The 12,145-nt window shown below is 62.9% G+C and carries 20 protein-coding genes; all 20 read right to left on the minus strand.

The genetic code is table 11. The features are described from left to right. Positions 1-29: 29 nt before the first annotated feature. The 20 genes from dsbD to CS062_RS04595 all read right to left on the minus strand — a co-directional run bounded on the left by dsbD (position 30) and on the right by CS062_RS04595 (position 12,083). The gene (gene dsbD, locus CS062_RS04500; protein ID WP_099860328.1) at positions 30-1,931 is read right to left on the minus strand and encodes a protein-disulfide reductase DsbD; all 1,902 of its coding nucleotides are present in this window, start codon (positions 1,929-1,931) and stop codon (positions 30-32) included. Between the two features lie 189 nt (positions 1,932-2,120). Beyond that, the gene (rplQ, locus tag CS062_RS04505) at positions 2,121-2,507 is read right to left on the minus strand and encodes a 50S ribosomal protein L17 (protein WP_099860289.1); all 387 of its coding nucleotides are present in this window, start codon (positions 2,505-2,507) and stop codon (positions 2,121-2,123) included. An 89-nt stretch (positions 2,508-2,596) separates the two neighbouring features. Further along, positions 2,597-3,589: a DNA-directed RNA polymerase subunit alpha gene (locus CS062_RS04510; RefSeq protein WP_067278809.1), complete on the minus strand. Its 993-nt coding sequence runs from the start codon at positions 3,587-3,589 to the stop codon at positions 2,597-2,599. 141 nt (positions 3,590-3,730) lie between these two features. Beyond that, a complete protein-coding gene (gene rpsD, locus CS062_RS04515; RefSeq protein ID WP_091728049.1) occupies positions 3,731-4,354 on the minus strand; it encodes a 30S ribosomal protein S4 in 624 nt (207 codons plus the stop codon). A gap of 232 nt (positions 4,355-4,586) precedes the next feature. After that, positions 4,587-4,991, minus strand: a complete 405-nt coding sequence (gene rpsK, locus CS062_RS04520) for a 30S ribosomal protein S11 (RefSeq protein ID WP_056194196.1) — start codon at positions 4,989-4,991, stop codon at positions 4,587-4,589. A gap of 26 nt (positions 4,992-5,017) precedes the next feature. Further along, positions 5,018-5,383: a 30S ribosomal protein S13 gene (rpsM, locus tag CS062_RS04525; RefSeq protein WP_091728051.1), complete on the minus strand. Its 366-nt coding sequence runs from the start codon at positions 5,381-5,383 to the stop codon at positions 5,018-5,020. A 36-nt stretch (positions 5,384-5,419) separates the two neighbouring features. Beyond that, the gene (rpmJ, locus tag CS062_RS04530; RefSeq protein ID WP_058933616.1) at positions 5,420-5,533 is read right to left on the minus strand and encodes a 50S ribosomal protein L36; all 114 of its coding nucleotides are present in this window, start codon (positions 5,531-5,533) and stop codon (positions 5,420-5,422) included. 62 nt (positions 5,534-5,595) lie between these two features. Continuing rightward, positions 5,596-5,814, minus strand: a complete 219-nt coding sequence (gene infA, locus CS062_RS04535) for a translation initiation factor IF-1 (protein ID WP_009855680.1) — start codon at positions 5,812-5,814, stop codon at positions 5,596-5,598. A gap of 51 nt (positions 5,815-5,865) precedes the next feature. After that, positions 5,866-7,176 carry a preprotein translocase subunit SecY gene (secY, locus tag CS062_RS04540; RefSeq protein ID WP_091728053.1) on the minus strand — a complete coding sequence of 437 codons (1,311 nt, stop codon included), beginning with the start codon at positions 7,174-7,176 and terminating at the stop codon, positions 5,866-5,868. Positions 7,177-7,202: 26 nt separating this feature from the next. Then, positions 7,203-7,634, minus strand: coding sequence for a 50S ribosomal protein L15 (gene rplO, locus CS062_RS04545; protein ID WP_091728055.1), 432 nt, complete (start codon positions 7,632-7,634; stop codon positions 7,203-7,205). 25 nt (positions 7,635-7,659) lie between these two features. Then, entirely contained in the window at positions 7,660-7,842 is a 183-nt protein-coding gene (rpmD, locus tag CS062_RS04550; protein ID WP_067065198.1) for a 50S ribosomal protein L30, read from the minus strand. A gap of 16 nt (positions 7,843-7,858) precedes the next feature. Next, positions 7,859-8,377, minus strand: coding sequence for a 30S ribosomal protein S5 (gene rpsE, locus CS062_RS04555; protein ID WP_091728057.1), 519 nt, complete (start codon positions 8,375-8,377; stop codon positions 7,859-7,861). 18 nt (positions 8,378-8,395) lie between these two features. Further along, positions 8,396-8,755, minus strand: a complete 360-nt coding sequence (rplR, locus tag CS062_RS04560) for a 50S ribosomal protein L18 (RefSeq protein WP_067278827.1) — start codon at positions 8,753-8,755, stop codon at positions 8,396-8,398. A gap of 11 nt (positions 8,756-8,766) precedes the next feature. Next, positions 8,767-9,300, minus strand: a complete 534-nt coding sequence (gene rplF / locus CS062_RS04565) for a 50S ribosomal protein L6 (protein ID WP_099860290.1) — start codon at positions 9,298-9,300, stop codon at positions 8,767-8,769. 18 nt (positions 9,301-9,318) lie between these two features. Further along, the gene (gene rpsH / locus CS062_RS04570) at positions 9,319-9,714 is read right to left on the minus strand and encodes a 30S ribosomal protein S8 (protein WP_058933609.1); all 396 of its coding nucleotides are present in this window, start codon (positions 9,712-9,714) and stop codon (positions 9,319-9,321) included. Between the two features lie 23 nt (positions 9,715-9,737). After that, entirely contained in the window at positions 9,738-10,043 is a 306-nt protein-coding gene (rpsN, locus tag CS062_RS04575) for a 30S ribosomal protein S14 (RefSeq protein WP_067065192.1), read from the minus strand. Between the two features lie 8 nt (positions 10,044-10,051). Continuing rightward, a complete protein-coding gene (gene rplE / locus CS062_RS04580; protein WP_067278833.1) occupies positions 10,052-10,591 on the minus strand; it encodes a 50S ribosomal protein L5 in 540 nt (179 codons plus the stop codon). 10 nt (positions 10,592-10,601) lie between these two features. Continuing rightward, the gene (rplX, locus tag CS062_RS04585) at positions 10,602-10,919 is read right to left on the minus strand and encodes a 50S ribosomal protein L24 (RefSeq protein WP_091728061.1); all 318 of its coding nucleotides are present in this window, start codon (positions 10,917-10,919) and stop codon (positions 10,602-10,604) included. Positions 10,920-10,944: 25 nt separating this feature from the next. Then, on the minus strand, positions 10,945-11,313 hold the full coding sequence (gene rplN / locus CS062_RS04590) for a 50S ribosomal protein L14 (protein ID WP_058933605.1): 369 nt from the start codon (positions 11,311-11,313) through the stop codon (positions 10,945-10,947). 260 nt (positions 11,314-11,573) lie between these two features. Further along, a complete protein-coding gene (locus CS062_RS04595; RefSeq protein ID WP_099860291.1) occupies positions 11,574-12,083 on the minus strand; it encodes a peroxiredoxin in 510 nt (169 codons plus the stop codon). Positions 12,084-12,145 lie beyond the last annotated feature (62 nt).

Genomic DNA, 12,145 nt, shown 5'->3' on the forward strand with positions numbered 1-12,145 from the left:
TCAACTTGTGGCGACGGTCTTCGCGATATTCAAAGGCCGGCCGCCTGCAGCGACTGCAGGAAGCGCTGGGCATCCTGGAAGCCGATCACCCGAACGCCAGTCAATTCCTCGCCCTTCGGGTCGAAGAAGATCGTGCCGGGAGGACCGAACAGCTTGAAGCGCTTGAGCAGTTCTCGGTCTTCAGCGTTGTTCGCCGTGACATCGGCCTTGAGCAGGAGCGCGCCGGCAAGCTTCGCCTGCACTCGCGCATCGGTGAAGGTGAAGCGCTCCATCTCCTTGCAGGAGACGCACCAGTCGGCGTAGAAGTCCAGCATCACCGGCTTGCCGGCGGTGCGCAGCGCCTCGTCGAGTTCGGCGACGCTCTTGACCTTTCGGAAATTCACGGCGGCGGGCTCGCCCGTAGCCGCAACTGCCGAGGCGCCCTTGCCCACGCCGACGACGCCTGCCAACGGCTTCAGCGTGTCGGTGCCGCCGGCGGCGACGCCGATGAACTGCGCCACGCCGAAGACCATCGCCGCCACGGCCGCGCTCTTGCGGAGCCACACGCGAGGCGTGTTGGTCTCGACGCGCTGGAAGAGCCCCAGCAAAGCAGCCAGCGCGATCAACAGCGCCCCCCAGAGCAGTTGTGCAACGACCGCCGGCAGCACCGGCTGCACGATCCACAGCGCGACCGACAGGAGCAGCAGCCCGAAGAAGTACTTGACCGTCTCCATCCAGGGGCCCGCGCGCGGCAGCAAGGTGCCCGCCGACAGGCCGAGCAGCAGCAGCGGGACGCTCATGCCCCAGGCCAGCGCGAACAGCGCCAGGCCCCCGATCGCGACATTGCCGGTCTGGCTGATGTAAAGCAGCGCGCCTGCCAGCGGCGCCGCGACACAAGGGCTGACGATCAGCGCCGACAGGCCGCCCATCACGAAGACGCTGAAGAACTTGCCGGCGGGCAGGCGCTGGGTCGCGTCGGATACGCCGCCGGTGAAGCGGCTCGGCAACTGGATCTCGTAGACGCCGAACATCGACAGCGAGAAGCCGATCAGGAGCAGCGCGAACAGCGTCAGAACCCAAGGCTTCTGGAGGTAGGCCGCCAAGCCTCCGCCCGCAAGGCCTGCCGCGACTCCCAGCGCCGTGTACAGCAGCGCCATACCCAGCGAGTAGCTGAAGGCCAGGAAGAAGCCGCGCGCCCGCGACGGCGTACCGCCTTGGCCGACGATGATCGAAGACAGGATCGGCAGCATCGGCAGCACGCAAGGGGTCAGCGACAGCAGCACGCCAGCCGCGAAGAACGCACCGATGACGAGCCACAGGCGGCCCGAGGCCAGGACGTCGTCCAGCGGTGAGCCACCCGAAAGAGGTGCGGCGGCGCCTGAGCCTGAGGACTCGGACTTGGCAGGGGTCGCGTCTGTGGGCGTCGATGCGACCGCGTTCGATACGCCGAAGCCGCTCAGCGCGTCCGGCGCCGCGCCGATCTTCACTCCCCCGTCACCACCGAAGCCCTTGAGGCCGAGCGTCAGTTCGCTCTTCATCGGCGGATAGCACAAGCCCTTGTCCGCACAGCCTTGGCCCGTCAGCACCAGCTTCAATGGCGCTGCCTGCAAGGCCGCCACCGGCACCTTGATGCTCAGCCGATCGCGGTAGGTCTCGACTTCCTTCTGGAAGGTCTCGTCGAACTTGCGCTTGGGCGTCGGCCAGGCGATGTCGCCCAAGGTCGCTCCGGCGGGCTCCAGCTTGAACTGGTCGCGGTACATGTAATAGCCGGGCGCGATCGTGAAGTTCAATTGGAACTCGCGATCGCCGGTCAGCTGCACATCGACCTTGAAAGCCTGTTCCGGGTCGAGGAAGTCGTCGGCACGGGCCGGCAGGGCCATCAAGACCGACACCAGCGTCATCAACAGGAACAGCGCCGGCACCAACCGTCGCATCAAGGCAGAAGAAGTCATGAACGCGGGACGCATGCGGCTTCGTGGACCGCGTCGTCGAGAGATCGCAAAGGCGCGAAGCTTAGCGCCAAGCGAGACGTCATGACGTTGGAGAAGCGCCATGCCCCGCCTGCGTTGCGCGTATCGCGGATACACAAGAAAAAAGGCCAGCATTGCTGCTGGCCTTCATGCGCATGAGCGAGTCGCCGATTATTCAGCGGCTTCGCCTTCAGCCGCTTCCGGACGGTCGACCAGCTCGACGTACGCCATCGGGGCGTTGTCGCCGACACGGAAGCCCATCTTCAGGATGCGGGTGTAGCCGCCCGGACGGGTGGCGAAACGGGGGCCCAGTTCATTGAACAGCTTGACGACGATGTCGCGGTCGCGCAGGCGGTTGAACGCCAGACGACGGTTGGCGACGGTCGGCTCCTTGGCCAGGGTGATCAGCGGCTCGACGATGCGACGCAGTTCCTTCGCCTTGGGCAGCGTGGTCTTGATCGCTTCGTGCTGGAGCAGCGAAACCGCCATGTTGCGGAACATCGCGGCGCGGTGTTCGCTGGTGCGGTTCAGTTTGCGGAGGCCGTTACGGTGGCGCATGGTGCTTTCCTTCCTTCAGTTATTGCCGGCAGCCGGATCAGGTACTGCCGGGGGCACCGGACAGGTCAAGGACCCGTCCATTTCAAAAATCAACGCTTGTCGAGACCTTGGGGCGGCCAGTTCTCGAGACGCGAGCCCAGGGTCAGGCCGCGCGAAGCGAGGACTTCCTTGATCTCGTTGAGCGACTTGCGACCCAGGTTCGGGGTCTTCAGCAGCTCGGTCTCGGTGCGCTGGATCAGGTCACCGATGTAATAGATGTTCTCGGCCTTCAGGCAGTTGGCCGAGCGCACGGTCAGCTCGAGCTCGTCGACCGGACGCAGCAGGATCGGATCGAAGCTGCTGGAGCGGGCAGCCGGCGCCTGGTCGAACACGTCGACCAGATCGGTGCCTTGCAGCTGCGCGAACACGGCCATCTGCTCGACCAGGATCTTGGCCGAGGCACGGATCGCTTCCTCGGGGCTGATCGCGCCGTTGGTCTCGATCTCCATGACCAGCTTGTCCAGGTCGGTACGCTGCTCGACGCGGGCGTTCTCGACGGCATAGCTGACGCGCTTGACCGGGCTGAACGAAGCGTCCAGCACGATGCGGCCGATGGCCTTGGTCGGCTCGTCGCCGTAGCGGCGCATGTTGCCGGGGACGTAGCCACGGCCCTTCTCGACCTTGATCTGCATGTCCAGCTTGCCGCCTTGCGACAGGTGGGCGATGACGTGATCGGGGTTGATGATCTCGACGTCGTGCGGGGTCTGGATGTCGGCGGCGGTGACGGGGCCTTCGCCTTCCTTGCGCAGGACCAGCGTCACTTCCTCACGGTTGTGCAGGCGGAACACCACGCCCTTCAGGTTCAGCATGATGTGGACCACATCTTCCTGAACGCCGTCGATGGCGGAGTACTCGTGCAGCACGCCCGCGATCGTCACTTCCGTCGGCGCATAACCCACCATCGAGGACAGCAGCACACGGCGCAGGGCGTTGCCCAGGGTGTGGCCATAGCCGCGTTCGAACGGCTCCAGGATCACCTTGGCGCGATGACCGCCCAGGGGCTCCACAGTGATGGATTTGGGTTTGAGCAGATTCGTTTGCATGAGGTCTTTCTTTCAATACCCTCGGTTCGTTACACCGATAAGGCTGAGGGACCAACCAGGCGCGCCCAATACAGCTGACGACGCCCGGACGAGGAAAAGCCGAGCAGGCCCCTGCGGGGCCGCTCGGCAGGCACGAAAGAATTAACGCGAGTACAACTCAACGATCAGCGATTCGTTGATCTCGGCGCCGAACTCGTCGCGATCCGGCGTCTTCTTGAAGACACCTTCCATCTTGGTGGCGTCGACGGCCACCCAGGCCGGCAGGCCGATCGACTCAGCCAGCTTCAGGCTGTCGACGATGCGCAGCTGCTTCTTGGCCTTCTCGCGCACGGCGACAACGTCGCCGGCCTTCACCAGGTAGGAGGCGATGTTCACGACTTCGCCGTTCACGGTGATGCTCTTGTGCGAGACCAGCTGGCGGGCTTCCGCGCGGGTCGAGCCGAAGCCCATGCGATAGACGACGTTGTCCAGGCGCGATTCCAGCAGGACCAGCAGGTTCACGCCGGTCGAGCCCTTGCGGCGCTCGGCTTCGGCGAAGTAGCGGCGGAACTGGCGCTCCAGCACACCGTACATGCGCTTGACCTTCTGCTTCTCGCGCAGCTGCAGGCCGAAGTCGGAGGTGCGCTGGCCCGAAGTGCGGCCGTGCTGGCCGGGCTTGGTGTCGAACTTGGCCTTGTCGCTGATGGCGCGACGGGCGCTCTTCAGGAACAGGTCGGTGCCTTCACGGCGAGAAAGTTTGGCCTTCGGGCCGAGGTAACGTGCCACTTTGCGTGTCCTTCATCAATCTGACGCGCGCCCGGAGACATTCCAGGCAGCGCGCGAGTCCGGCCAGTGTTTTTGTCGGCTCGGACGGTGGGCTTCAAGAAGTCAGAGACTTCGACTGAGGGGCGTTTCCACCATCCTCAGCAAAACGGCCGGCTGGCACTGACGCGCCAGCCGGCTGGATCGGATCGAATCCGCAATTATCGCACTGATTGCGATCGCTTTGCGCAACCGCTTAGATGCGGCGACGCTTCTGCGGACGGCAGCCGTTGTGCGGCACCGGCGTCACGTCAGAGATCGAGTTGATGCGGATGCCCAGTGCGGCCAGGGCACGCACCGACGATTCGCGACCCGGGCCCGGGCCCTTGATCTTCACGTCCAGGTTCTTGATGCCCTGCTCCTGGGCGGCACGTCCGGCCACTTCGGCAGCCACCTGGGCCGCGAAAGGAGTGGACTTGCGCGAGCCCTTGAAGCCTTGGCCGCCCGAAGAGGCCCAGGACAGCGCACCACCTTGACGATCAGTGATCGTGATGATGGTGTTGTTGAACGACGCGTGCACGTGGGCGATGCCGTCGGCAACGTTCTTGCGAACCTTCTTGCGAACGCGCTGGGCAGCCGAGTTATTGGGTGCTTTTGCCATGGTTTGCTTTCTTCAGATGCCGCGGATTACTTCTTGCCAGTCGCGGCCGACTTGCGCGGACCCTTGCGGGTACGGGCATTCGTGCGGGTACGCTGGCCGCGCACCGGCAGGCCACGGCGATGGCGGAAGCCACGATAGCAACCCAGGTCCATCAGGCGCTTGATGTTGATGGACATCTCGCGACGCAGGTCGCCTTCGATGGTCAGGCGGCCCACTTCCTCACGGATCTTTTCCAGATCGGAGTCGGTCAGGTCCTTGACCTTCTTGTCCAGCGGAATGCCGCAGCTGTTGCAGATCTTCTGCGCGGTCGTACGGCCAATGCCGTAGATCGAGGTCAGACCGATCTCGGTGTGCTTGTGCGGCGGAATGTTGATACCAGCAATACGTGCCATGTGCGTCCTCTAATTCGCTTGCAGTCGTGAGGCCAATCAGCCTTGGCGCTGCTTGTGGCGGGGATCGGTACAGATCACACGCACCACGCCATTACGACGGATGATCTTGCAATTGCGGCACATCTTCTTGACGGATGCCGAAACTTTCATGGTCTGCTCCTTGACCTACTCTGTTCGCTCAATCAGCGTTAATCCGGGGGTTGCTAAAAAGCTCACTTCGCCCGGAACACGATGCGAGCACGACTCAAATCGTACGGCGTCAATTCAACAGTCACTTTGTCGCCGGGGAGGATTCGGATGTAGTGCATCCGCATCTTCCCGGAAATGTGACCGAGAACGACGTGACCGTTCTCCAGCTTGACTCGGAAGGTTGCATTCGGGAGGTTCTCAAGAATCTCGCCTTGCATCTGAATGACGTCGTCTTTCGCCATACCTTCGATACTTGCCGAATTAGGTCTGAATTTTTTACCTAGCCTGGTGCATCAGTTGGCCTTGAAGCTGGCCTTCTTCAGCAGGGACTCGTACTGCTGGCTCATCACATAGGACTGGACCTGAGCCCAGAAGTCCATCGTGACGACCACGATGATCAACAGCGACGTGCCACCGAAATAGAACGGGACGTTGTACTTCAGCGTCAGGAACTCAGGCAGCAGGCACACGCCGGTGATGTACACCGCACCCGCCAGCGTCAGCCGAGACAGGATCTTGTCGATGTGCCGAGCCGTCTGATCACCGGGACGGATCCCGGGGATGAAGGCACCGCTCTTCTTCAGGTTGTCTGCGGTCTCACGGCTGTTGAACACCAGCGCCGTGTAGAAGAAGCAGAAGAACACGATCGCGGCCGAATACAGCAGCACATAGATCGGTTGTCCCGGACGCAGCGCATCCGCGATGTCCTTCAACCAACGCATGCTGTCGCCAGTTGCAAACCAGCTCACGAGCGTGGTGGGCAACAGGATGATCGACGACGCGAAGATCGGCGGAATGACGCCCGACATGTTCAGCTTCAGCGGCAGATGCGAACTCTGACCACCGTAGACCTTGTTCCCGACCTGACGCTTCGCGTAGTTCACCAGGATCTTGCGCTGACCACGTTCGACGAACACGACCAGGTAAGTCACCGCGGCCACGATCACGATCACGATCAGGCACGAGAACACGCTCATCGCCCCGGTACGAACCAGCTCCAGCAGGCCACCGATCGCACCCGGCAGACCTGCGGCGATACCGCCGAAGATCAGGATCGAGATGCCGTTGCCCAGACCGCGCTCGGTGATCTGCTCACCCAGCCACATCAGGAACATCGTGCCGGCCACCAGACTGGTCACCGCAGTGATGCGGAAACCGAAGCCCGGGCTCAGCACCAGACCGGGCGAGCTCTCCAGCGCGAAAGCGATGCTCAAGCTCTGGAAGATCGCCAGGCCCAGCGTGCCATAGCGCGTGTACTGCGTGATCTTGCGACGCCCCGCCTCGCCTTCCTTCTTCAGCGCTTCCAGGCTCGGCACCACGTACGTCATGAGCTGCATGACGATCGAGGCCGAGATGTAGGGCATGATGCCCAGCGCGAAGACGGTGAAGCGCGACAGCGCACCGCCCGAGAACATGTTGAACAGGCTCAGGATCCCGCCCTGCTGGCCCTTGAACAGCTGCTGAAGCTGCGCCGGATCGATACCGGGCACGGGGATGTGCGCCCCGATGCGGTAGACCACCAGCGCGAGGACCAGGAACACCAGCCGGCGACGCAGGTCGCCGAACTTGCCGCTCTTGGCCAACTGGGATGCGTTGCTTGCCACTGCCGCCTAGTCCTGTGCTTGGCTGATTAAGCGACGGAGCCGCCGGCGGCTTCGATCGCCGCCTTCGCGCCGGCCGTCACGCCCAGGCCCTTGATCGACACCTTGCGGGTGATCTCGCCGGACTTGATGACCTTCACCGACTTCGCCAGCTCGGACACCAGGCCGACAGCCTTCAGCGTCAGCAGGTCGATTTCATCGCCGGTCAGCTGGTTCAGTTCCGACAGCGTCACTTCCGCATTGAACGGACGAGCCAGCGACTTGAAGCCACGCTTGGGCAGGCGACGCTGCAGCGGCATCTGACCGCCTTCGAAGCCGACCTTGTGGAAGCCACCGGCGCGCGACTTCTGACCCTTGTGGCCACGGCCGGCGGTCTTACCCAGACCCGAGCCGATGCCACGGCCCACGCGACGCTTGGCGTGCTTGGCACCAGCGGCGGGCTTGATGGTATTGAGTTGCATCTTCTGTTCCTCGTCGATGCTGTGCTTACAGCACCTGCACCAGGTAGGCGATCTTGTTGATCATGCCGCGCACTGCGGGCGTGTCTTCCAGCGTCTTCGTGCTGTTCAGCTTGCGAAGACCCAGGCCGACGACCGTCGCGCGATGATCCGCGCGGCAGCCGATCGGGCTGCGGACCAGCTTGACCGTGAGCGTTTTCTTGTCAGACATCTCGATCTCCTGGCGCTCAGTTGAAGATTTCTTCAACCGTCTTGCCGCGCTTGGCCGCCACTTGGGCGGGCGTGGAGCAGCGCTTCAGCGCGTCCAGCGTGGCACGAACCATGTTGTAGGGGTTGGTCGAACCGTGGCTCTTGGTCACGATGTCCGTCACGCCCATCACTTCGAAGACAGCGCGCATCGGGCCGCCGGCGATCACGCCGGTACCGGCAGGAGCCGGAGCCATGATCACGTGCGCCGCGCCGTGCTCACCCACCACGTTGTGCTGGATGGTGCCGTTCTTCAGGGCGACCTTGATCATGTTGCGGCGGGCCGATTCCATCGCCTTCTGCACGGCGACGGGCACTTCCTTGGCCTTGCCCTTGCCCATGCCGATGCGGCCATCGCCGTCACCGACCACGGTCAGCGCAGCGAAGGACAGCGTGCGGCCGCCCTTCACAACCTTCGTGACGCGGTTGACCGCGATCATCTTTTCCTTCAGGCCGTCGTCGTTGCCTTCGGTCTGAGCGCGGGGTTGAAACTTTGCCATTTCCTAATCCTTTGAGCGTCAGAACTGCAGGCCGGCTTCGCGAGCGGCTTCAGCCAGGGCCTTGACACGGCCGTGGTAGGCGAAGCCCGAACGGTCGAAAGCCACCTTCTCGACGCCAGCGGCCTTCGCCTTCTCGGCGATGCGCTTGCCGATCAGGCTCGCGGCGGCCACGTTGCCACCCTTGCCGGACAGCTGCGTGCGCACTTCCTTCTCGGCAGTCGAAGCGGAAGCCAGCACGCGCTGACCGTCTTCGGAAATGACCGAGGCGTAGATGTGCAGGTTCGAGCGGAAGACCGTCAGACGGGCCACGCGCTGCAGGGCGATGCGGGCACGCGTTTGACGCGAACGACGCAGGCGTTGTTCCTTCTTGTTCAGCATGGCGCGGCTCCTTACTTCTTCTTGGTCTCTTTGAGGGAGACCTTCTCGTCGGCGTAACGGATGCCCTTGCCCTTATAGGGCTCCGGCGGACGGATCGCGCGCACTTCGGCAGCGATCTGGCCGACGACCTGGCGATCCGCACCCTTGATCAGGATTTCCGTCTGGGTCGGGCATTCGACCTTGATGCCAGCCGGCATGTCCTTGACGACCGGATGCGAGAAACCGATCTGCAGGTTCAGCTTCTGACCTTGGGCCTGGGCACGGAAACCCACGCCGACCAGGTTCAGCTTCTTTTCGAAGCCCTTGCTGACGCCGTTGACCATGTTGTTCAGCAGCGCGCGCATCGTGCCGCTCATCGCATCGGCTTCAGCCGATTCGTTGACCGGGACGAAGGTCAGCTTGCCGCCTTCCAGCTTGACCGTGACCAGCGGGTTCGCGGCCACGAACAGGGTGCCCTGGGCGCCCTTGACGCTGATCTTCTCAGCGGCGATCGTCACTTCCACGCCTTGCGGGAGGACGACCGGCATTTTTCCAACGCGGGACATTGTCTGTCTCTCCTTGGCTTAGGCGACGTAGCAAAGCACTTCGCCGCCGACACCGGCTTGACGTGCCTTGCGGTCGGTCATCACGCCCTTCGGGGTCGTGACGATCGCCACGCCCAGGCCATTCATGACCTGAGGAATGTCGTGGCGGCCCTTGTAGATGCGCAGGCCGGGACGGCTCACGCGCTCGATGCGCTCGATCACCGGACGACCGGCGTAATACTTCAGCGCGATCTCGAGCTCGGGGCGGGCTGCATCGCCACGCACCGCGAAATCGTCGATATAGCCTTCATCCTTCAGGACCTTGGCGATCGCGACCTTCAGCTTCGACGAAGGCATCACGACGCTGGCCTTCTCAACGCTCTGGGCGTTGCGAATGCGGGTCAGCATATCGGCGATAGGATCACTCATGCTCATACGAAATCTCCTAAACCTGCCGATTACCAGCTGGCCTTGACGACACCGGGGATGTCGCCCTTGAAGGCCAGCTCACGAATCTTGTTACGAGCCAGGCCGAACTTGCGGAACGTGCCACGGGGGCGGCCGGTCAGTTCGCAGCGGTTGCGCTGGCGGGTCGGGTTGGCGTTCCGGGGCAGCTTCTGCAGCTCCAGGCGGGCCAGATAGCGCTCTTCGTCCGACTTCTTGCTGTCGTCGATGATGGCCTTCAGTTCCGCGTACTTCTTGGCGTACTTGGCGACCAGTTGGGCGCGCTTCAGCTCACGTTGCTTGATCGAGAGTTTTGCCACGGGTCACCTCAGTTCTTGAACGGGAACTTGAACGCAGCCAGCAGAGCCTTGGCTTCGTCGTCCGTCTTTGCCGTCGTCGTGATGCTGATGTTCAGACCACGCAGAGCATCCACCTTGTCGTACTCGATTTCGGGGAAGATGATCTGTTCCTTGACGCCGATGTTGTAGTTGCCGCGACCGTCGAACGAGCGACCGGAGATACCGCGGAAGTCACGGACACGCGGCAGGGCCACGGTCACGAAACGGTCCAGGAATTCGTACATCGTGGCGCCACGAAGGGTCACCATGCAGCCGATGGGCACGCCGTCACGGATCTTGAAGCCGGCGATCGCCTTCTTCGACTTCGTGACCACAGGCTTCTGGCCAGCGATCTTGGTCAGGTCGCCCACAGCGTGGTCCATGACCTTCTTGTCGGCGACCGCTTCGCTCACGCCCATGTTCAGCGTGATCTTGGTGATGCGCGGCACTTCCATCACGGACTTGTAGCCGAACTTCTCGGTCAGACCGGGGACGACCTTCTCGCGATAGAACTCTTGCAAACGAGCCATGTCTTACCCCTTAGGCCTTGATCTCTTCGCCGGTCGACTTGAACACGCGCACCCGCTTGCCATCGGCGCCGAGCTTGATGCCCACGCGATCGGCCTTGCCGGCAGCGGCGTTGAAGATCGCCACGTTGGATTGATGGATGGGCATGGACTTGTCGACGATGCCGCCGGTCGTGCCCTTCAGCGGGTTCGGCTTGACGTGCTTCTTGACGACGTTGATGCCTTCGACGACCACGTGGTCGGCATCGACGCGCAGCGTCACGGTGCCGCGCTTACCCTTGTCGCGGCCGGTCAGGACGATGACCTCGTCGCCTGTGCGAATCTTGTTCATGGCAATACCTTTGTCTGAGCGGGGCTTAGAGCACCTCAGGCGCCAGCGACACGATCTTCATGAAGCGCTCGGTACGCAGTTCACGCGTGACCGGGCCGAAGATGCGGGTGCCGATGGGCTCCAGCTTGGCGTTCAGCAGCACGGCGGCATTGCCGTCGAACTTGACCAGGGAGCCGTCCTGGCGGCGCACACCCTTGGCAGTGCGCACGACCACCGCGTTGTAGACCTCGCCCTTCTTGACGCGGCCGCGCGGCGCAGCTTCCTTGATGCTGACCTTGATGATGTCGCCAATATGCGCATAGCGACGCTTGGAACCACCAAGCACCTTGATGCACATGACGGACTTGGCGCCAGTGTTGTCCGCGACGTCGAGTCGCGATTGCATTTGGATCATGTCTGTCCCCAACTTTTCCCGCTCAGGCAACTGCGACCATCGCAGCCATCCAGAGAGCGGTCAGTCTTGGGCCCGTAAGCCAATCACCTGTCACCTTGCGGCGACCCGCGTCTGGCCTAAATGGGCAAGAAACCTAGAACCGAAAGCGGCGCGTTTCGGGAGCGGGCCCCGAAACCCCGTCGAGCGACGGAGCCACCATTCGGCGAAGCTGCGGATTATGCGCGAAGCACAATCCGCCTGTCAACAAGAGGTTTTAGGCGTCAGAGCGCCTGGGCCTGCTTCAGCAGCGTGCCGGCGTCGCTCACCTCGAACTTTCCGGGCGCTTCGATGTTCAGCGTCTTGACGACGCCGTCCTTGACCAGCATCGAGTAGCGCTGCGAGCGCAGCCCCATGCCGCGGGGGACCAGGTCCAGCGTCAGGCCGGTGGCCTGCGTGAACGCGGCGCTGCCGTCGGCCATCATGCGGACCTTGCCGGCCGTCTTCTGATCCCGACCCCACGCGCCCATCACGAACGCGTCATTCACGGACACGCACCAGATCTCGTCCACACCCGCTGCCTTCAATGCGTCGGCTTGAGCGACGTAACCCGGCACGTGCTGCGCGGAGCAGGTCGGCGTGAAGGCGCCCGGCAGCGCGAAGATCGCGACGGTCTTGCCGGCGGTCAGCTTCTCGATGTCAAAGGTGTTTGGTCCGAGCGAGCAGCCATCGCCCTCGACTTCGATGAATTCCTGCAGATTGCCGGCCGGCAGACGATCGCCCACTTTCAGCATGACGTGCTCCTGATTGCTGTTGTCGATGAGAGGAAACGGCAGAGTGTGCCGCGAAAAATGAA

This window comes from Roseateles chitinivorans, from assembly GCF_002761755.1.
In the GTDB taxonomy this organism is placed as follows: Bacteria; Pseudomonadota; Gammaproteobacteria; order Burkholderiales; family Burkholderiaceae_C; genus Roseateles; species Roseateles chitinivorans.